Here is an 18,337-nt window from a genome sequence, read left to right on the forward strand (position 1 = left end):
GTTATAGTCCAGTTATCAATGGGAAGGCGAGCGCCCATAGGGCGTTCATCGCCCGGCTTACACTGAAGTGCGACAGGCCGTTGTCCCGTTCCGGAACAGCGGCCCAAAACCGTCGCGCAGCCGTGTCAAAATCGCGGCGGGCGCGCTCTTACCCTATGGAAAGGAAGCCCGTCACCGTCAGCCGCCCCATCCCGGGATCCGCCGACAGCATATTATCCGGCGAGATCGCCCCGCTATGGAGGTTCCAGCTGCGATAGAGCAGCGCGCGATTGTAGCGCGCCGGCTCGGTGCGGATGCATTCGAACAGCGGCGTATCCCCCAGCACATATTCGGGTGGCGGCACCCCGCGGTGGCGCAACTCGATGTCGAGGTGCCGAAAGAACAGGTCGCGCCGTGCATCATCGACCGTCTCGAAGCCGGTAGAGCGGTGGCGAAAGAAGGCGGTGCCGTCGCCGCCGGCCGGCGAGAGATAATGGATGAGCGCGATGCGATCCTCGGTGAAGGCGTCGATATGCGGCAGGCGCTGCGGGATGGTAAGTTCGCCCGTCGGGGTCGACACGATCGAAAAACTCGCGTCGACGACGGTGATCGGCCCCGTCCGCCCGAATGCTTCGGCGGCCGCTGCCGCAATGACGGGGAGCTGCATCGCGAGATAGTCGGTGGGCAACGCCGCCCGCACGCCCGGGAAATGGTTGAACGCCGGGGCGAATTCCGCGGCCTGCGCAAAACGCCGCAAGCCATCGGGATCGGGCGCGAAATCATCGAGGACGACGAGCGGCTGCGCTTCGACGCCGATGCTCTCGACCGTGACTGTCGTCATCGGGTGCATTCGGCGGCGCGGGCCAGCAGGAACTCGCGCTCACGCTCGTTGCCCGACAATGCGGCCGCCGCCTCGAACTCTGCCTTCGCTTCTCCCGGCCGCCCGGCGCGAAAGAGGAAGTCGCCGCGCGCGGCGGGCAGCGGCGCATAGTTCCGAAGCGCGGCCTCCTCTGCGATCGCATCGACCAGCCGCAATCCGGCTTCAGGACCGAACGCCATGCTGTACGCCACTGCGCGATTCAGCTCGACCACCGGCGACGGCATCACCTCCCCCAGCCGGTCGTAAAGGGTCGCGATATGCTGCCAGTCGGTGTCCTCCGCCGAGCGCGCCCGCGCATGGCACGCCGCGAGCGCCGCCTGCAAAGCATAAGGTCCATCCGCCCCGCCCAGCGCCTCGGCGCGACCCAGCGCGTTAAGCCCGCGACGGATCAGCAACTGATCCCACCGCGCCCGGTTCTGCTCGGTCAGCGGCACGAACCGCCCATCGGGCCCCGCCCGCGCCGCCAGCCGCGACGCCTGGATTTCCATCAGCGCGAGCAAACCCAGCACCTCGGCTTGATCGGGCATCAGCCCGGCCAAAATCCGCCCGAGCCGCTGCCCCTCGGCGCATAAAGGCGGGCGCACAAGCGACGGCCCCGTGGTCGCAGCATAGCCTTCGTTGAAGATCAGATAGACGACCTCGATCACCGAACCGAGCCGCGCCTGAAGCTCCGCCCCGCGCGGAACCTCGAACGCCACCCCCGCCTTGGCGATCGCCTTTTTCGCCCGCGTGATCCGCGCCGCGATCGCCGCCTCGTTCGACAGGAAGGCGCGCGCAATCTCCTCGACCGTCAGCCCGCCGACCAGCCGCAGCGTCAGCGCTGCGCGCGCCTCGGGCGAAATCACCGGATGACAGGCGGCAAAGATCAGCCCGAGCAGTTCGCCGCCCAGCGGATCGTCGAGCGCCGCCTCGACCGCCTCCGCGCTCATATCGCGTTCCTCGTCCAGTTCGCGGGCGATTTCGGCATGTTTCCGCTCCCGCATCGCATGGTGCCGCACCCCGTCGATCACCCGCCGCTTCGCCGCCGCGGCCAGCCAGGCGCCCGGATTGTCGGGCACGCCCGACTTCGGCCACTCGGTCAGCGCGATCAGCAGCGCCTCCTGCGCCATTTCCTCGGCGCGGTCGACGTCGCGCGTCATCCGGGCGAGCGCGGCGATCAACCGCGCACGCTCGATCCGGAACACCGCTTCAATCGCGCGATGGGTCTCATTGGTCGCCATGCCTGCCTTCTCGGACAACGAAGCAGGAGAGGCAAGCATGGCGTCCGCCAAGACCTATTCGCCGCTCATCTTCTCGCGCAGCTTCTGTTCCTGCGCGGCAAGTTCAGGCGTCATCGCGTCGCCGAAATCCTCCATCTCGTAGAAGGGCCGGATTTCGAGTTCGCTCGGCCCCGGCATCGGGTTCGGACAACGCTTCGCCCATGCGACCGCCTCGTCCATGTCCTTGACCTCCCAGACCCAATAGCCGGCAACGAGTTCGCGCGTCTCGGCAAAGGGCCCGTCGATCACCGCGCGGCTCGCGCCGTCGAAGGCGATGCGCTTGCCGAACGACGAGGGCTTGAGCCCGTCGCCATCGACCATCACCCCGGCATTCACCAGTTCCTCGTTGAACTTGCCCATCGCCTCGAACATTTCGGTCATGTCCTCGGTTGGCGGCAGGCCCTTTTCGCTATCCTCGGTCGCTTTGACAAAGACCATTACACGCATCGTCGATCTCCTTTTCGATCGGGCCAAAAGCGGCTCCTGCCAACACGACGAACGAGTGTCCGCCAAATCGACACGCGCCGGGAAAAAGTTTTCAGGCGACCTCGGCCAGCGACTGCGGGGTCGAAAAACGCTGGCGATATTCGTGCGGCGAAAGCCCTATCAGGCGGTGGAACAATTTGCGGAACGCCGCCGCGTCCTCATAACCCACCGACCATGCGATCTGGTCGACCGTCCGCTTGGTGAATTCCAGCAATTCGCGCGCCTTGCCGACGCGGATATGCTGGACATATTCGACCGGCGTCATCCCCGTCGCGGCCTTGAAGCGGCGCTGGAAGGTCCGTTCCTCCATCCCCGCCTCGCCCGCCATCTCGGGCACCGCGACCGGCCCCGCGCCCTTCGCCTGCAACCAGTGCTGCACCTTTAATATCGCCTCGTCGCCATGGTTGAGCCTCGGCGCAAAGCTCGCATAATTCTTCTGCTCGCGCCCCGACGGGTCGATCAGCAGGAAGCGCGCGGTCTCCATCATCACCGTCGGCCCCAATAGCCGTTCGACGATGCGCAGCCCCAGATCGGTCCACGCCATCAGCCCGCCCGCCGTGACGATATCGCCATCGTCGACCACCATCCGGTCGGCTTCCATCCTGACGTCGGGAAAGCGGCTCTTAAACTCCTCGGCAAAGAACCAGTGCGTCGTTGCCGGCCGACCGCTGAGCAATCCCGTCGCCGCCAGCGCAAAGGCGCCGCCGCAATTCGACGCGAGCACCGTGCCCTGCGCGTGCCGGTCGAGCAGCCAGCGCGCATAAGGTTCGACCTCGCCCGGCTCGAGCAATTTGTGCAGGCTGCCCGGCGCGATCAGCACCGCGGGCGAATTGGCGGCGCGTTCCTCGGCATGACTGTCGTAACAGCGAGCGAACCCTCCGCCCTCCTGCAACCGCCAATGGCTGACCCGGATCGGGCGGCGGCCGTGATCGACCGCGAACCGCCCGGCGACGTGGAACAGGTCGGTGATGCCGTGAACCATCCCGGTCTGGCAGTCGGGGTACAGCATCATTCCGACCTCGACCAACGCGGTCGGGACGTCCGGCACCTTCAACTTGGGCATCTCGCCTCCCCCAATTGCACATATGTCGGATTTGACCCGCATAATGTCGTGTCCGCCAATCCCGCACAAGCCCGGACCAGCCTATCTCCAGATCACCGGCGGACGAACCCGCCTCGCCAGATACGAAAGGAACGCATGATGACCACGATCACCACCAAGGACGGCACCAACATCTTCTTCAAAGACTGGGGCCCGAAGGACGCCCAGCCGATCGTCTTCTCGCACGGCTGGCCGCTCTCTGCCGACGCCTGGGATGCCCAGATGGTTTTCTTCGCTAACCAGGGCTTCCGCACCATCGCCCACGACCGCCGCAGCCACGGCCGTTCGGATCAGGTCTGGGACAACAACACGATGGACCAATATGCCGACGACCTCGCCGAACTGATCGAACAGCTGGACCTCAAGGACGTCATCCTCGTCGGTCACTCGACCGGCGGCGGCGAAGTCACCCGCTACGTCGGCCGGCACGGCACCGGCCGCGTCGCCAAGGTCGCGCTGATCGGCGCGGTCCCCCCGCTGATGCTGAAGACCGAAGCCAACCCCGACGGCCTTCCGCTCGACGTCTTCGACGGCATCCGCAAGGGCACGTTCGACAACCGTCCGCAGTTCTTTAAGGATCTGACGATCCCCTTCTACGGCTACAATCGCGAAGGCGCCGCGGTTTCCGAAGCCGTCCGCGACGAATTCGTCCGTCAGGGCATGAACGGCGGCCTGAAGGGCCTGCTCGACAGCATCCGCGCCTTCTCGGAAAGCGACTTCAACGAAGATTTGAAGAAGTTCGACAAGCCGACGCTCGTCCTCCACGGCGACGACGACCAGATCGTGCCGATCGGCGCCGCGGCGCTCTCGACGGTCAAGATCGTCAAGCAGGCGGTGCTCAAGGTCTACAAGGGCGGCAGCCACGGCCTGACCGTCACCGAGCAGGACCGGTTCAACGCCGACCTTCTCGAATTCATCAACAACTGATAGGTAAGAGGCGCGGGCCCCCGACCGCGCCTCCTCTCACATAAAGGAGACGTGCCATGATCCTCGGTCTGACCATCCCGCAATTCACCACTCTGCATGTGCTGATCAGCTTCGTCGGCATCATTGCTGGCATCATTGCGCTTCCCGCCTTTGCCCGCGGGCACATCCTGCCTCGAACCAATTCTGTCTTCCTCTGGTTCACGCTTCTGACCAGCCTGACCGGCTTCCTCTTCCCGATCGTCGCCTTCACGCCGGCGCTCGGCACCGGGATCGTCTCGACGCTGGTCCTCGCGGTCGCTTTCTGGGCCTGGTACGCCCGCAAGCTCGCCGGCCGCGCCGCACAGGTCTACGCGATCACCGCGACGATGGCGCTCTGGCTCAACCTCTTCGTGCTCGTCGTCCAGTCCTTCCTGAAAGTGCCCACGCTAAACGCGCTCGCACCGAACGGCACCGAACCGCCCTTCGCCGTGGCACAGGGCGCCCTGCTGATCGTCATGGTCGGGCTTGGTTATCTGGCGGCCAAGGCGAGCCGCCGTCCGATCGCCGACTGACCTTCGCACCTGCGCGATACAAGGGCGGCCCTCCGGCCGCCCTTGCCGCGTCAGGTTTAAAACAGGTTGAGCGAAATCACGGCCTCGTGCCGACGAAGTCAGACAAGAAGAAGGTTATCCGGCCGACGGATCATAGCGGATCAGCCCTTCCTGCACCGCCGAAGCGATCAGCGTACCGTCGCGGCGATAGATGCGCCCGCGGTTGATCCCGCGCCCGCCGCCGCTCCAGTCGCTGTCCATCACATAGACGAACCATTCGTCGACGCGGATGTCGTCGTGGAACCACATCGCATGGTCGAGACTGGTCGAAAAGACGCCCGGCGTATCCCAGGTCAGGCCATGCGGCATCATCGTCGTCGAGAGCAGCCCCATGTCGGACGCATAGGCAAGCAGCGCGCGGTGGATCAGCGGATCGTCCCCAACGGGCGATGAAATGCGGAACCATTCATATTGCATCGTCGCCTTTTCGGACGGCAGCGGACGAAAGGCACGCACCTCGAACGGATGCATGCGCGCCATATGCTCGATACGCCGGTCGCTGATCTTGGGATCGACCGCAACGAAATCGGCGAAGTCCCAGCATTCCTCGGGCGGCAGGATGCCCGTCATCGGGATCTGGTGCGACAGCCCCTTTTCAGGCGCCTGGAACGAGGCGGTGAGGTTGAAGATCACCTTGCCATCCTGACGGACGACAACACGACGGTTGGCAAAGCTGCGCCCGTCGAAGTCGCGATGGACGCGAAAATGCAGCGGCTTTGCCTCGTCACCGCCGCGCAAGAAATAGGCGTGAAGCGAGTGGACGCTCTTTCCCGGATCCACGGTGCGCGCAGCGGCGACCATCGCCTGCGCGATCACCTGCCCGCCAAAAATGCGCTGACGCCGCGGTTTGGTGAAGGCCGGATACCTGAACTCGTCGGGCTCGTCCGCCGCCTCGAGATCGAAGAGATGGACGATATGCCGGACGAGCCGTGCGCGATCGACGCCGGCATAGATTTCACGCGCATGGGCAGCCCGAGCCTGCATCTCTTCGGGAGTGAGGCTCATGACTGCTTCCATTCGATGGGATGGCGCGCGCCGTCAAAGGCGCGCCGCGATATTATTTGAAGCGTTCGACCTGTTCGAAGTCGAGTTCGACCGGGGTGGCGCGACCGAAAATCGACACCGACACCTTGACGCGCGCCTTTTCGAAGTCGAGCTCCTCGACCAGCCCGTTGAAGCTGGCGAAGGGGCCGTCGAGAACCTTGACCTGATCGCCAATTTCGTAATCAACGCGGATTTCGGTCTTCGGACGCGCCGCGGCTTCTTCCTTGCTGTTCAGGATGCGTGCGGCTTCGGCTTCGCTGATCGCCTGCGGCTTGCCCATCGAGCCGAGGAAGCCAGTCACCTTCGGCGTATTCTTGACGAGGTGATAGACATCGTCGGTCATCGTCAGCTTGGCGAGGACATAGCCCGGAAAGAATTTGCGTTCGGCCTGGACCTTCTTGCCGCGCTTCACCTCGGTGACGGTTTCGACCGGCACCTCGACCGCTTCGACGAAATCGGTCAGGCCCATACGCTCGGCTTCGGAAAGCACCGAATCGCGAACCTTGTTCTCAAAACCCGAATAGGCGTGAATGATGTACCAGCGCGCCATGTGTATCCGTATCCTGTCCCTGTAACCGCGGGCGTTAGCGCGCGAGCGACGTCAGCCAGCTGACGATCGCGTTGAAAACCGTGTCGACGCCAAAGAAGAACAGCGAAAGGATCGTCGTCATGATCAGCACCATGATCGTCGTCTGCACCGTTTCGCGGCTCGTCGGCCACACGATCTTGCGGGCTTCGGTACGCACCTGATTGATGAACTCAGCCGGGCTAGTCTTCGCCATGTCGATCGTCCTGTCTCTTTACGTCAATGATCCGGGCCAGATGGGTTGCCGCCCCCAGCGCGTCAAGCGCGCTTCGGGCAATAGTCCGCCCACCCTCCCCGAGCGTGTCGGCGAAAGGCGGAAGGAAAACGGCGCATCTGTCCGAATGAAAGCGGCCTTTACTTGGGCCGTGCGGCGATTGCAAGTGCAGGGTCGGGCGCACGGCCGAGTTCCCGCCGCATCAAAAGGAGGAGACCGACCATGACGATCCAGCTAGCCGTCGGTTGCAGCACGAAGATCAGGTGCAGTTCGCGCGCCGCCGAGGCTCCATCATTCGGATCGAAGCCGACAAGGTCGAGCAGAAGATAGCTGACCGCAATCGCAGCGGCGACGCCGAATTTCTGCATCAGATTGAGCAATGCGAACAGAAAGGCCGACCGATTGCGGCCACAACGACCGGCATCCTGCGGGATCAGGTCGGCAAGCACCGAATAGGTAAAGAGCAGGCCGACAAAGCCTGTCCCGAGCATCAAAGAAAAGCCGACCGCCTGCACAAGTCCGCGCGGCTCCTGCGCAAGGGTGGTGACGAGCAATCCCGAAATCAGCAGTCCCATCGCCATCATCATCGGCGGCTTTCCAAAGCGGCGTGCAAGCACTGTCCAGACCGGCGAGGCAAGCGCACCGCCAACGAAGCTCGCGAAGAGCAGCACCGCACTGTGCCCATCGAGATCGAGCACCGCGGCGGCGAAGAAGACGAACAGCGATGTCAGCGACCCGAACGCGAAGCTGTTGAGGAACTGCACACCGAACAACAGCGTCAGCGGCAGAAAGGAAAGCGACGCGCGGATCTCGTGCCGCCAGCCGATGCCAGGCCCAGCTACCACCGCACGTGGCGGGACGCGGCGAAGCGCAAAAAGCGCGATCGGTACCATCAGCAGGAACAGACTGGCATAGGCCATGATCCGCCCCTGCAGGCTGAGCCCCGGGATCAACAACTGCGCCACCGCCGGGGCCGCAAAGGCGAGGATCAGCGCGATCTTCGCGAACCAGTCACGCATCCCGTAGAGGAGCGCGCTATCCGCCGGCGATCCCACCAGCGCCGAGCCCCAAGAGAGCTGCGCGACCTCGTAGAGACTGTAGCTCGAATAAAAGAAGACCATCATGAGGAAGAGTGCCGCGAAGGGGAGCTGGTCGCCGACCGTCACCAATGCGAGCAACAGCAGCGCCAACGGCACGAGCGCGATCAGCATCCAGTGCCGGTGAGCGCCTAGCCCGGTGCGGACACGATCGACCATCGTACCGATGAGCGGATCGACGACGCCGTCCCAGACAGTCGTAAGTGAAAAGAGGAGCCCGACCAGCGCCACCGAAACCACACCACCCTCGGCGATGTAAGGCGGCAGGTAGACGCTGAACGGCAAGCCGAGGATTACGGTCGGCCCCGCCGTGGCGGCATAGGCCGCAACCGTGCGAGGGCGCAGTACCGCGCTCTTGTCCGATATTTTGGCCGAAGGCAGGGTAGTACTGGCCAAGGCGCGGCGCTCCTTAAACAGGAAACCGCAAGCTTCCAGCTATTTACAGCCACGTCAACAGTAGCGCAAATATGGATCTGAAGCGGTTTGATGCTACCGGATCTTGAAATGCGAAATGAACGGCTGAAGTCGCCAGTCGATCTGTTCGCTGTCCAGCCATTCGACCTCGATCCCCATCAGCGTGTTCAGCATGGAATCGCCCACGACTATGTCGAAGAACAGGCGTGCCGCGGCATCCGGGCGATCGATCTCGGCCTTGCCCGTCACCGCCCATTCGGCGAACAGGTCGATCAGCTCTTCCAGCGCGGGCACGTGAAGGTCGAGATAGATCTGCATTGCGAATTCATGGTCGCGCAAACTTTCCGATATCAGCATCCGCATCAGCGCGACAGCGTGCGGCGATTCCATCAGCTCTTGCTGGCGATGCGCGTAACGCTTCAGGATTTCGACGCTGGACAATCCCTTGGTGGCGTCCTCCTCGAGCGAACGCAGCATTGCTTCGTCACACCAGCGCGTCGCGATCGCGCGGAGGAGTCCCTGCTTGTTCCCGAACAATTCGTAGAGCGTCGCGAGCGACCCGCCCGACCGCTTCACGATTTCGGCGAGGCTGGTGCGTTCATAGCCCTGCTCAAGGAAGAGCGACTCCGCGGCATCAAGAATGGCGCTTTGCCGACGTTCGCGCGGCGAAGGCCTATCTATCTGACATATATCCGGTTCCGGCATCTTCAATTTGCAGATCCTCTTCCCTTGCCCTTTTCTGTAATTTAAATTACACGGCGCGTGAGCGCAAGCTTTTGCGTATAACCAACTCCCGCACAACTGCGATTTTTCAGGGGTCCATATGAGTCGCTTTCGTCCTCTTGGCAGCGCCGCCGGTGCTGCGCTGGCACTGTTGCTGGCCTCCTGCTCGTCGGAAGCGCCCCCCGCTCCTCCGCCGCCAGAGGTCAATATCGTGACGATCCGTACGCAGGCCGTACCGAATGTGATCGAATTGCCCGGCCGCGTGCAGGCCTATCGCACCTCCGAAGTGCGCGCGCGCGTCAACGGCATCGTCGAACGGCGCCTTTTCAACGAAGGCAGCTATGTTCCGGCCGGGACACCCTTGTTCCGAATCGACCCACGCGAGCTGATCGCGACCTCCAATGCGGCGCGCGCGCAACTTGCTCGTGCCCAGGCGACTGCCGCCAACGCGCGACAGGTTGTCGGACGCTATCAACCGCTGCTCGCCGACCAGGCGATCGGCAAGCAGGAATATGACGCCGCCGTCGCCGCGCAGCGTACCGCCGAAGCCGATGTTCAGGCGGCGCAGGCCAATCTGGAATCGGCGCGCCTAAATCTCGGCTATGCGTCCGTTACAGCACCGATTTCGGGCCGTGCGCGCCGCGCCGAAGTCACCGAAGGTGCGCTGGTCAGCGCAGCCTCGGGCACACTGCTGACGACGATCGAACAGATCGACCGCGTCTATGTCAATTTCGGGCAATCGAGTTCGGACCTGCTCGCGAACCGCCGGGACATGGGGTCGGGCAAGGTGAATGTACCGCAATTTGACCGCGTCGAGGTGCAGCTGATCCTCGAGGACGGCACAGCGTTCCCGGTCGTCGGCCACCTCGACTTCCTCGACCTCTCGATCGACGAGGCAACGGGCACCGCCGCGCTGCGCGCCGAATTCCCGAACCCCAACTCGGCGCTGCTTCCGGGTCAGTTCGTCCGTGCTCGCATCTTCGCGGGTAACCGGTCGGACGGCGTGCTGATCCCGCAGCGTGCGGTCAAGCTGGCGGCCGATGCCGCGAGCGTGATGGTGCTCGATGCCAAGAATATCGCGACGCCGCGCCCGGTGAAGCTCGGAACGATGGTTGCGGGCCAGTGGGCGATCCTCGACGGGCTGAAACCCGGCGACAGGGTGATCGTCGACGGGCTACAGAAGGTGCAGCCGGGCCAACCGGTACGCGTCGCGCAGCCCAAGGGAACCGCCTCCACCCCCGCGGCGAAGCGCTGATCTGACATGACCCCCCGCTTTTTCATCGACCGGCCCATCTTCTCCTGGGTCATCGCCATCGGCATTCTGTTGTCGGGCATCATCGCGCTGCGCGGGCTTCCCGTGGAGCAATATCCGACGGTTGCGCCGCCGTCGCTGACGATCGGGGTTACCTATCCGGGCGCCGACGCGAGCACGCTCGAACAAAATGTCACGCAGGTCATCGAACAAGAACTGAACGGGGTCGAGGGCTTCCTCTATATGGCCTCGACCAGTGAATCGAACGGTACCGCTTCGATCACGCTGACCTTCGAGGCCGGGACCGACATCGACAATGCGCAGATGGAGGTGCAGAATCGCCTGCGCCGCGTCGAACAGCGCCTACCGGAAGATGTCCGTCGCCAGGGCATTTCGGTGACCGAGGCAAACTCGGGCTTCCTGCTCATCGTCGCGATCACCTCGAAGAGCGGCAACACCGACCCGATGGAGGTCAACAACTTCGCCAACACCCGAGTGCTCGATGAGTTGCGCCGAGTAAGCGGCGTCGGCAATGTTCAGGCTTTCGCACCCGAATATGCGATGCGCATCTGGCTCGATCCGCAAAAGCTCGCCTCCTATAATCTGTCGCCCGCCGAAGCACTCGGCGCGGTGCAGGAGCAGAACAGCCAGACCCCTGGCGGGCAGCTTGGCGATCAACCGATCGCCAAGGGCGCACAGCTCAATGCCGTCATCACCACACAGGGCCGCTTCACCAAGCCCGAACAATTCGAAAGCATCATCCTGCGCGCCAACCCCGACGGGTCGGCGGTGACGCTCGGCGATGTCGGGCGCGTCGAGCTCGGCGCAGCAAGCTATCTTTTCTCGTCGGAACTCAACGGCAAACCGATGGCGGGCCTTGCGGTTCAGCTGACCCCCGGCGCCAACGCGCTGGCGACGGCAGAGGGCATTCGCGCGCGGATGGACGAGTTGTCGAAGGGCTTCCCGCCCGACATCACCTGGTCGATCCCCTACGACACCACCCCCTTCATCAGCTTGTCGATCGAAGAGGTGGTCAAGACACTCGCCGAGGCGATGCTACTCGTCTTCCTCGTCATGTTCCTGTTCCTTCAGAACTGGCGCGCCACCGTGATCCCGACTGTCGTCGTGCCGATCGCGCTCGCGGGCGCCTGCCTGGGCCTTTGGATGTTCGGCTTCTCGATCAATGTGCTCACCTTGTTCGGCATGGTGCTGGCGATCGGCATCCTCGTCGACGACGCGATCGTCGTGATCGAGAATGTCGAGCGCATCATGAACGAAGAACATCTGCCGCCCTATGAAGCGACGGTGAAGGCGATGGGACAGATCACGTCCGCGATCATCGGCATCACATTGGTGCTCATCGCGGTGTTCATCCCCATGGCTTTCTTCCCCGGTTCGACCGGCGGCATCTATCGCCAATTCTCGATGACGTTGGCGATCTCTATCGCTTTCTCGGCGTTGCTCGCGCTGACATTGACCCCCGCGCTCTGCGCAACGCTGCTGAAGCCCCATGACAACACCGAACGCAAGGGTCGCATCGGCGCTTTCTTCGACCGCTTCTTTGGTCGGTTCAACGACTGGTTCGGGCGCACGACCGACCGTTATCAAGGCAGCGTCGGCAAGATGCTCGCAGCGCCGCTGCGCTGGCTCGGCGTGTTCTTGGCGATGGTCGGGATCACCGCGCTCCTCTTTTTCCGCCTGCCCGGTTCGTTTCTTCCGCAGGAGGATCAGGGCTTTCTGATCACCGTCATCCAGGCCCCCCCGGGCGCCACGACACAGCGCACCAACGAAGCGACGAAGCAGGTCAAGGCCTTCTTCGCCGAGCAACCGCAGGTCGCCAATGTCGTGTCGGTCAACGGCTTCAGCTTCTTCGGCCAGGGACAGGCGAACGCGATCATGTTCACGCCGCTGAAGCCGTGGGACGAACGCAAGGGCGACGGCGATAGCGCCGATGCGATCGCGGGCAAGGCGATGGGCGCCTATGCAAACATCAAGGAAGCCTTTGCCTTCTCGCTGAGTCCGCCGTCGATCCCCGAACTCGGGACGTCGAGCGGCTTTACCTTCAAGCTGCAGGATCGTGGTGGCAACGGGCGCGACGCGCTGATCGCTGCGCGCAACCAGATGCTGGGCGGCGCGATGCAGAGCAAGTTGCTAGCGAACGTCCGCCCCGAAGGACAGGAAGACGCGCCGGTGCTGAAGGTCGATATCGACCGAATTCAGGCGCGCGCGCTCGGCCTGTCGATCGGCGACGTCAATGCGACGCTCGCGATCAGCTTCGGCAGCGCCTACGCCAACGACTTCACCCGCGAGGGTCGCGTATTGCGTGTGCTGCTTCAGGCCGACGCCGCGAGCCGGATGACGCCGCAGGACGTACTCGAACTGCGCGTGCGCAGCGCTAACGGCGACATGGTTCCCTTTGGATCGTTCAGCAAGGCCGAATGGTCGGCCGAAGCCCCGCAGCTTCAACGGTATAACGGCTATCCCGCTATGACGATTTCGGGCGAACCCGCACCCGGTCAGTCGACCGGTGAGGCGATGGCCGAAATGGAGCGGCTCGCGCAGCAGCTCCCTGCGGGCTTCGCGTTCGAATGGACTGGCATCTCCTATGAGGAGAAGCAGTCCGCCGGCCAGATCGGCATGCTGCTCGGCCTGTCGCTCGTCGTCGTCTTCCTGCTGCTTGCAGCGCTCTACGAAAGCTGGTCGGTGCCGGTCGCGGTGCTTCTGGTCGTACCTTTGGGCGTTCTCGGCGCGGTTCTCTTCTCGATGTTCCGGGGTTTGTCGGCGGACATTTATTTCAACGTCGGCCTGATCACGATCATCGGGCTCGCAGCGAAGAATGCGATCCTGATCGTCGAATTCGCAATCGAGCAGGAAGCCGAAGGCAAGTCGACGTTCGACGCGGTGATGGAAGCGGTAAAACTCCGTCTCCGCCCGATCATCATGACCAGCCTCGCCTTCATCCTCGGCATGGTGCCGCTTGTCATCGCAAGTGGAGCCGGTGCGGCAAGCCGCATAGCGGTCGGCTCGGGCGTGATGGGCGGGATGATCGCGGCCACTTTGCTCGGCATATTCTTCATCCCGCTCTTCTATCTGTCGGTACGCAAATGGCTCAGCCGCAAGCGGCCCCCTGCCCCTGCCGAGAAAGGCCATCATGAGGAAACCGGCCATGCGTAACCTGATCGCGCTGCTCGCGGCGACTGCGCTCGCCGGCTGCGTCAACATGGCGCCGAAGCACGAGCGCCCACCGCTCTCGACAGCCGCGGACTATCCGGCCGAATTCGCGGGCGATGTCACGCTCGGGCAGCGGGCAACCGACGTCGCCTGGCGCGACTTCTTCGCCGACCCGCAGCTCGAGGTGTTGATCGAACAGGCGATCGCGCGCAATCGCGACCTTGCCGTCTCGGTAGCGCAGATCGAGGAAGCGCGAGGTCTTTACCGCATCCAGGACGCCGATCGCCTGCCGAACGTGGGCGCAAGTGCCGATGCGACACGGTCGCGCAGCCAACTCGTGCCGGGTTCGGGCGCTTCGACGATCAACCGCTATTCGGTCGGCGTCGGCGTAACCTCGTTCGAGCTCGATTTCTGGGGACGGGTCAAGAATCTGTCCGAAGCCGCGCGCAGTCAGTATCTCGCGACCGAAGCGGCCGAGCGGGCGTTCCGCCTCGCGCTCGTCCGCGACGTCGCCTCGACCTATTTCTCATCGCGCGGCGCCGAGGAGCAGATCGAGCTGGCGGAAGCCACGGTGACGAGCCGCAAGGAAGGGCTGCGCATCGCCAAGCGCCGCCTCGATGCCGGGGTGACGTCGGCTCTCGACTATCGTCAGTCGGAAACGCTGCTGACGCAGGCCGAGACGCAGCTTGCAAGCCTGAAGCTCGGTAAGGCGCAGGCCGAGAATTTCCTCGCGGTGCTCACTGGCGGACCGGTTGCGGGTCCGATGCCCGCACCGTTGCCGCTCGTCGCACAGGCGCAATCGCCGGCCCTGACCGCCGGGCTGCCGTCGGACCTGCTCATTGCGCGGCCCGATATAGTCGCGGCGGAGGAACGGCTGCGCGCAGCCCGCGCCAATGTCGGCGCAGCACGCGCCGCCTTCTTTCCCTCGATCTCGCTGACCGGCAATTTGGGCTTTGCGTCGCTGTCGCTCGACAATCTGTTCACGAACGACAACCAGACGTGGAGCTTCGGTCCCTCGATCAGCCTGCCGATCTTCGATTTCGGGCGGAACAAGGGCAATCTGACTGTCGCCGAGGCGCGCGAGAATATCGCCGTCGCGACCTATGAGCGCACCGTCCAAGGCGCTTTCCGCGAAGTCGCCGACGCACTCGCCGGACGACGCTACCTCGCCGAACAGGTCGAAGCGCAGGAACGCGGCACGCTCGCGACGCGGCGGATCGCCGACCTTGCGCGAAAGCGTTATCGCGAAGGCGTATCGACCTATCTCGAAGTGCTCGATGCCGAGCGTAGCCTGTTCGCCGCCGAACAGTCGCTCATCGAACTCCGCCGCGCACAGGTCGACAATCTGGTCACCCTCTATGTTGCGCTCGGCGGCGGGCTCGTCGAGCGCCCCTGAAATACCGGAACAGGACATGATGGCGGAAGAAGCCGCATCCCCTGCCCTGCTCAAGGATATTCTGGGCACCTCGGCACTGGAAACGATCGCCGACGCGGGCGCGACCGCGTCGGCGCGTTTCGACCGCCCGACCTTGCTCCGCTCGGCCGCTGATGGGCTCGACGCCCTATCGATCATGGAACGCGTGCGCCATATTGCGGGCGCACTCCACACCGCCTTGCGATGGAGTTATCCTGAAGCGCTGGACGTCATTCGTGCGATGGCGCCGCATCTGACGCACGCTTTTCAGGCAATGGCGGTGACCGAATATGTCGCACGCTACGGGCTCGACGATTTCGACCGCTCGATGGATGTCCTTGCCGAACTGACACGCTTCGGTTCGGCCGAATTTGCTATCCGTCCCTTTCTTGCCGCCGATACGCCGCGCGCTCTCGTAACGATGATGCGATGGACGGACAGCGAAGACGAACATGTCCGCCGCCTTGCGAGCGAAGGCGCCCGGCCGCGCCTGCCTTGGGCGGCGCGCGTCCCCGCGCTCAAAGCCGATCCGACACTCGCATCGCCGATCCTCGAAGCACTGAGAACAGACGCCAGCCTCTATGTCCGCAAATCGGTTGCGAACCATCTGAACGACATCGCAAAGGACCGGCCCGACTGGCTGCTCGATCGCCTTGCAGGCTGGTCGCAGGACAATCCACGCACCGGGTGGATCGTCCGCCATGCACTGCGCACGCTGATCAAGCAGGGAGAACCTCGCGCGCTCGCGCTGATTGGCGTCGGCCATGGGGCGGCGGCAACCGTCCTGCGCTTCGCGATAGTGCCCGAAACGGTGTGCCTCGGTGACAGTATCTCTATCGCGGCAGAGCTTGTATCGGACTCGCGGGACGATCAGAGGCTGGTCGTCGACTATCGCATCCACTACGCCCGCGCAGCCGGAAAGACGGCACCAAAGGTCTTCAAATTCAAGACCTTTGAACTCGCAGCGAATGAGACGGTCACGATGATGATCGCACAGACGATCCGCGATTTCAGCACGCGGCGCCACTATCCCGGTCGGCACCGCGTCGAGTTGATCGTCAATGGGCAGACGATGGCCGAAGCCGCTTTCGACCTCGTGCCAGGTTGAAGCAGGCTATCAGTTGGCCGGCGGCGGTTGCGGTGGCGGAGCGGGCACCGCCGGCTCGGGGGCGCGGTCCTGGATCGGCAGGCGCAGGTCGATGCGGCTTCCATTAATCTCGGTCGAGATCACCGCATCGCCGCGTTCGATCCCGATGCGAGTGCGATCGCCGATCGGGATGGCGCCGACGTCGGGAACGTCGAGCGGCTCGACAGGCCCCGTCGGGTCGACCACCTTCTTTGGCCGCGGCGCGGCCTTCTTTCCCGATGCCTCGGTCATAAATTCGCGCCAGATGCGCGCCGGCAAACCGCCGCCCGAAATGCCCTGCAGCGGCGTATTGTCGTCGTTGCCGATCCACACGCCGACGACAAGCCCGTTCGCATAGCCAACGAACAGCGCATCGCGATTGTCCTGGCTGGTCCCCGTCTTGCCGAAATTAGCCTGCGGCAACCGCGCAGCGCGGCCCGTGCCGCGATTGACCGCAGCGCGCAGCATTTGCTCGATATCCTCATGCTCGCTCGACCCGAAGCGCGACGGGCCCGAGATCAGATTCTCGAACCAGCCCTTTTCATCGGCCTCAAAGGCATGGGGTTCGACCGGATAGCTGTTCGCTGCAACTGCGGCATAGGCGGCGGTGAGTTCGAGCAATGTCATACTCGACGTACCGAGCGCGAGGCTGGGATCGCCCTTCGCCATCGGCGCGGTAACGCCAAGGTCGCGCGCCATGTCGATGACCTTGTCGTCGCCGATTTCGCGCAGCAGACGTACCGCCGCGACATTGCTCGAAGACGCGAAAGCATCTTCGAGGCTGATCTCCTTCGAATAGGCGCCGCCCGAGTTTTTGGGCCGGTAGGAGCCGGTTTCGATCGCGCTGTTGTCAATCATGTCATCCGGTTCCCAGCCGGCGCGCAGCGCGGCCATATAGACGAACAGTTTGAACGTCGACCCGGGCTGGCGCCGCGCCTGCGTCGCCCGGTTGAACGGCGACGCGGCATAATCCTTGCCGCCGATCATCGCGACGACCTCGCCGTTCGGACGCATCGCGACCAACGCGACCTGCGCCTTGCCCAGCCCCGCGCGGCTCGTCACGCGGCGCGCAACGCCCTGCAACCGCGCATCGAGAGTCGTCGCGATCGTCTGGCGCGAATAGCCGACGTCGCTCAGCTTGCGCGCTTCCGGCAGCGCCCAGTCGGCGAAATAAGTACCGGTCGGCAAAGTATTGCGCGTGCGCACATCGATGCGCGGCGTGCGAAGCGCGCGCCGCTCCTGCTCGGTGAGATAGCCCGTCGCGACCATCGCGTTCAGCACCAGCTTCATGCGCTTTTCGGCAAGATCGGGGTTCTTCGTCGGGGCGAGGCGCGAGGGGGCCTGCACCAACCCCGCCAGCATCGCCGCCTGCGCCGGGGTCAGTTTCTCGGGCTGGCGATAGAAATAATGGAGCGACGCGGCGCGCAGGCCATAGGTGTTATCGCCAAAATAGGCGTTCGAAAGATAGCGTTCGAGGATCTCGTCCTTGCTGAGCCAGGCTTCTAGCCAGAAGGCGATCAACGCCTCGCGCGCCTTGCGCCCGAGCGTCCGCTTCGGCGTCAGAAAGGTGAATTTGGCAAGCTGCTGGGTGATCGTGCTGCCGCCCTGTGTCCGGCCGCCGGTTACATTGCTCCACACCGCGCGCGCGATGCTGCGCGGGTCGACACCCCAGTGGGTATAAAAGCGGCGGTCCTCGATCGCCAGGAAGGCGCCGGTCACATGCTTGGGCAGATCGGCCGCCTTCACCGGCGTGTCGACGATCGCCCCGATGCGCGCAATCGGCGTGCCGTCGGACGCGAGCAGCGTAATCTGCGGCGGCGCGATCGGTTCCAGCGATTTCGAGAGCGGCGCGGTCAGCGCGAGCCAGCCGACCAGCAGGATGAAAATCACGCAAAAGATAGCAAAGCCGCGCGAGATGCGGCGCATCCATTTACGCCCGCGCGTCTCGGGAACGACGGGCGGCGGCGGCGCTGCGATGTCGGCGAACGGGCCACCCGGCGTGGCGGCGAGGGTGGGATCGGGGCCTTCGGGTTTACGGAACCATTTCATGCGCAGCGCCCGTATTACAGCCCC

The 18,337-nt window shown here is 64.0% G+C and carries 15 protein-coding genes and 1 pseudogene; 6 read left to right on the forward strand and 10 right to left on the reverse strand.

Annotated elements, in window-relative coordinates; translation table 11 throughout:
* Positions 1 to 148 precede the first annotated feature (148 nt).
* From BLW56_RS00095 to BLW56_RS00110, 4 genes and pseudogenes are all read right to left on the reverse strand, one after another.
* A complete protein-coding gene (locus BLW56_RS00095; RefSeq protein WP_177175734.1) occupies positions 149 to 820 on the reverse strand; it encodes a DUF6445 family protein in 672 nt (223 codons plus the stop codon).
* Positions 817 to 2,079 carry an RNA polymerase sigma factor gene (locus tag BLW56_RS00100; RefSeq protein ID WP_093510695.1) on the reverse strand — a complete coding sequence of 421 codons (1,263 nt, stop codon included), beginning with the start codon at positions 2,077 to 2,079 and terminating at the stop codon, positions 817 to 819. Before BLW56_RS00100 ends, BLW56_RS00095 begins: the two co-directional genes overlap by 4 nt.
* A gap of 135 nt (positions 2,080 to 2,214) precedes the next feature.
* Positions 2,215 to 2,565 (reverse strand): annotated as a pseudogene (locus BLW56_RS00105) (YciI family protein); the annotation flags it as partial.
* 91 nt (positions 2,566 to 2,656) lie between these two features.
* The gene (locus BLW56_RS00110) at positions 2,657 to 3,667 is read right to left on the reverse strand and encodes a GlxA family transcriptional regulator (RefSeq protein WP_093508675.1); all 1,011 of its coding nucleotides are present in this window, start codon (positions 3,665 to 3,667) and stop codon (positions 2,657 to 2,659) included.
* A gap of 138 nt (positions 3,668 to 3,805) precedes the next feature.
* On the opposite strand from BLW56_RS00110, the gene BLW56_RS00115 reads away from it, so the two are divergent.
* Together BLW56_RS00115 and BLW56_RS00120 are read left to right on the forward strand one after the other, a co-directional pair.
* Positions 3,806 to 4,633 (forward strand): alpha/beta fold hydrolase, encoded by an 828-nt coding sequence (locus tag BLW56_RS00115; protein ID WP_093510696.1) that lies wholly within the window; start codon positions 3,806 to 3,808, stop codon positions 4,631 to 4,633.
* A gap of 56 nt (positions 4,634 to 4,689) precedes the next feature.
* Complete coding sequence (locus BLW56_RS00120; protein WP_093508676.1) at positions 4,690 to 5,184, forward strand: hypothetical protein; 495 nt, start codon at positions 4,690 to 4,692, stop codon at positions 5,182 to 5,184.
* Between the two features lie 114 nt (positions 5,185 to 5,298).
* On the opposite strand, the gene BLW56_RS00125 is transcribed toward BLW56_RS00120, so the two are convergent.
* From BLW56_RS00125 to BLW56_RS00145, 5 genes are all read right to left on the reverse strand, one after another.
* The gene (locus BLW56_RS00125; RefSeq protein ID WP_256203230.1) at positions 5,299 to 6,228 is read right to left on the reverse strand and encodes an acyl-CoA thioesterase; all 930 of its coding nucleotides are present in this window, start codon (positions 6,226 to 6,228) and stop codon (positions 5,299 to 5,301) included.
* A 52-nt stretch (positions 6,229 to 6,280) separates the two neighbouring features.
* On the reverse strand, positions 6,281 to 6,817 hold the full coding sequence (nusG, locus tag BLW56_RS00130; RefSeq protein WP_093508678.1) for a transcription termination/antitermination protein NusG: 537 nt from the start codon (positions 6,815 to 6,817) through the stop codon (positions 6,281 to 6,283).
* Positions 6,818 to 6,851: 34 nt separating this feature from the next.
* Positions 6,852 to 7,049, reverse strand: a complete 198-nt coding sequence (gene secE, locus BLW56_RS00135; protein ID WP_062182171.1) for a preprotein translocase subunit SecE — start codon at positions 7,047 to 7,049, stop codon at positions 6,852 to 6,854.
* Between the two features lie 158 nt (positions 7,050 to 7,207).
* The gene (locus tag BLW56_RS00140) at positions 7,208 to 8,560 is read right to left on the reverse strand and encodes an MFS transporter (protein ID WP_177175735.1); all 1,353 of its coding nucleotides are present in this window, start codon (positions 8,558 to 8,560) and stop codon (positions 7,208 to 7,210) included.
* 93 nt (positions 8,561 to 8,653) lie between these two features.
* Positions 8,654 to 9,283 (reverse strand): TetR/AcrR family transcriptional regulator, encoded by a 630-nt coding sequence (locus tag BLW56_RS00145; RefSeq protein ID WP_093508680.1) that lies wholly within the window; start codon positions 9,281 to 9,283, stop codon positions 8,654 to 8,656.
* Positions 9,284 to 9,401: 118 nt separating this feature from the next.
* Here BLW56_RS00145 and BLW56_RS00150 point away from each other — a divergent pair, with 118 nt between their 5' ends.
* From BLW56_RS00150 to BLW56_RS00165, 4 genes are read left to right on the forward strand one after another with little or no spacing between them, the layout of a single operon-like run.
* Positions 9,402 to 10,556 (forward strand): efflux RND transporter periplasmic adaptor subunit, encoded by a 1,155-nt coding sequence (locus BLW56_RS00150; RefSeq protein ID WP_093508681.1) that lies wholly within the window; start codon positions 9,402 to 9,404, stop codon positions 10,554 to 10,556.
* A 6-nt stretch (positions 10,557 to 10,562) separates the two neighbouring features.
* The gene (locus BLW56_RS00155; RefSeq protein WP_093508682.1) at positions 10,563 to 13,727 is read left to right on the forward strand and encodes an efflux RND transporter permease subunit; all 3,165 of its coding nucleotides are present in this window, start codon (positions 10,563 to 10,565) and stop codon (positions 13,725 to 13,727) included.
* Positions 13,720 to 15,120 (forward strand): efflux transporter outer membrane subunit, encoded by a 1,401-nt coding sequence (locus BLW56_RS00160; protein ID WP_093508683.1) that lies wholly within the window; start codon positions 13,720 to 13,722, stop codon positions 15,118 to 15,120. The genes BLW56_RS00155 and BLW56_RS00160 overlap by 8 nt, the downstream gene beginning before the upstream one ends.
* Positions 15,121 to 15,136: 16 nt before the next feature.
* Entirely contained in the window at positions 15,137 to 16,246 is a 1,110-nt protein-coding gene (locus BLW56_RS00165; protein ID WP_093510697.1) for a DNA alkylation repair protein, read from the forward strand.
* Positions 16,247 to 16,255: 9 nt separating this feature from the next.
* Here the strand turns inward: BLW56_RS00165 and BLW56_RS00170 are convergent, their stop codons facing one another.
* Entirely contained in the window at positions 16,256 to 18,313 is a 2,058-nt protein-coding gene (locus BLW56_RS00170) for a transglycosylase domain-containing protein (RefSeq protein WP_093508684.1), read from the reverse strand.
* Between the last annotated feature and the right edge of the window lie 24 nt (positions 18,314 to 18,337).

This window comes from Sphingopyxis sp. YR583 (genome assembly GCF_900108295.1).
Lineage (GTDB): Bacteria > Pseudomonadota > Alphaproteobacteria > Sphingomonadales > Sphingomonadaceae > Sphingopyxis.

What these genes read in the sequence shown, in the direction of transcription:
- BLW56_RS00095 (WP_177175734.1), bottom strand. Translation starts at nt 820, where the DNA reads ATGACGACAGTCACGGTCGAGAGCATCGGCGTCGAAGCGCAGCCGCTC.
- BLW56_RS00120 (WP_093508676.1), top strand. Translation starts at nt 4,690, where the DNA reads ATGATCCTCGGTCTGACCATCCCGCAATTCACCACTCTGCATGTGCTG.
- BLW56_RS00170 (WP_093508684.1), bottom strand. Translation starts at nt 18,313, where the DNA reads ATGAAATGGTTCCGTAAACCCGAAGGCCCCGATCCCACCCTCGCCGCC.
- BLW56_RS00125 (WP_256203230.1), bottom strand. Translation starts at nt 6,228, where the DNA reads ATGAGCCTCACTCCCGAAGAGATGCAGGCTCGGGCTGCCCATGCGCGT.
- BLW56_RS00150 (WP_093508681.1), top strand. Translation starts at nt 9,402, where the DNA reads ATGAGTCGCTTTCGTCCTCTTGGCAGCGCCGCCGGTGCTGCGCTGGCA.
- nusG (WP_093508678.1), bottom strand. Translation starts at nt 6,817, where the DNA reads ATGGCGCGCTGGTACATCATTCACGCCTATTCGGGTTTTGAGAACAAG.
- BLW56_RS00115 (WP_093510696.1), top strand. Translation starts at nt 3,806, where the DNA reads ATGACCACGATCACCACCAAGGACGGCACCAACATCTTCTTCAAAGAC.
- BLW56_RS00145 (WP_093508680.1), bottom strand. Translation starts at nt 9,283, where the DNA reads ATGCCGGAACCGGATATATGTCAGATAGATAGGCCTTCGCCGCGCGAA.
- secE (WP_062182171.1), bottom strand. Translation starts at nt 7,049, where the DNA reads ATGGCGAAGACTAGCCCGGCTGAGTTCATCAATCAGGTGCGTACCGAA.
- BLW56_RS00100 (WP_093510695.1), bottom strand. Translation starts at nt 2,079, where the DNA reads ATGGCGACCAATGAGACCCATCGCGCGATTGAAGCGGTGTTCCGGATC.
- BLW56_RS00110 (WP_093508675.1), bottom strand. Translation starts at nt 3,667, where the DNA reads ATGCCCAAGTTGAAGGTGCCGGACGTCCCGACCGCGTTGGTCGAGGTC.
- BLW56_RS00155 (WP_093508682.1), top strand. Translation starts at nt 10,563, where the DNA reads ATGACCCCCCGCTTTTTCATCGACCGGCCCATCTTCTCCTGGGTCATC.
- BLW56_RS00165 (WP_093510697.1), top strand. Translation starts at nt 15,137, where the DNA reads ATGATGGCGGAAGAAGCCGCATCCCCTGCCCTGCTCAAGGATATTCTG.
- BLW56_RS00160 (WP_093508683.1), top strand. Translation starts at nt 13,720, where the DNA reads ATGCGTAACCTGATCGCGCTGCTCGCGGCGACTGCGCTCGCCGGCTGC.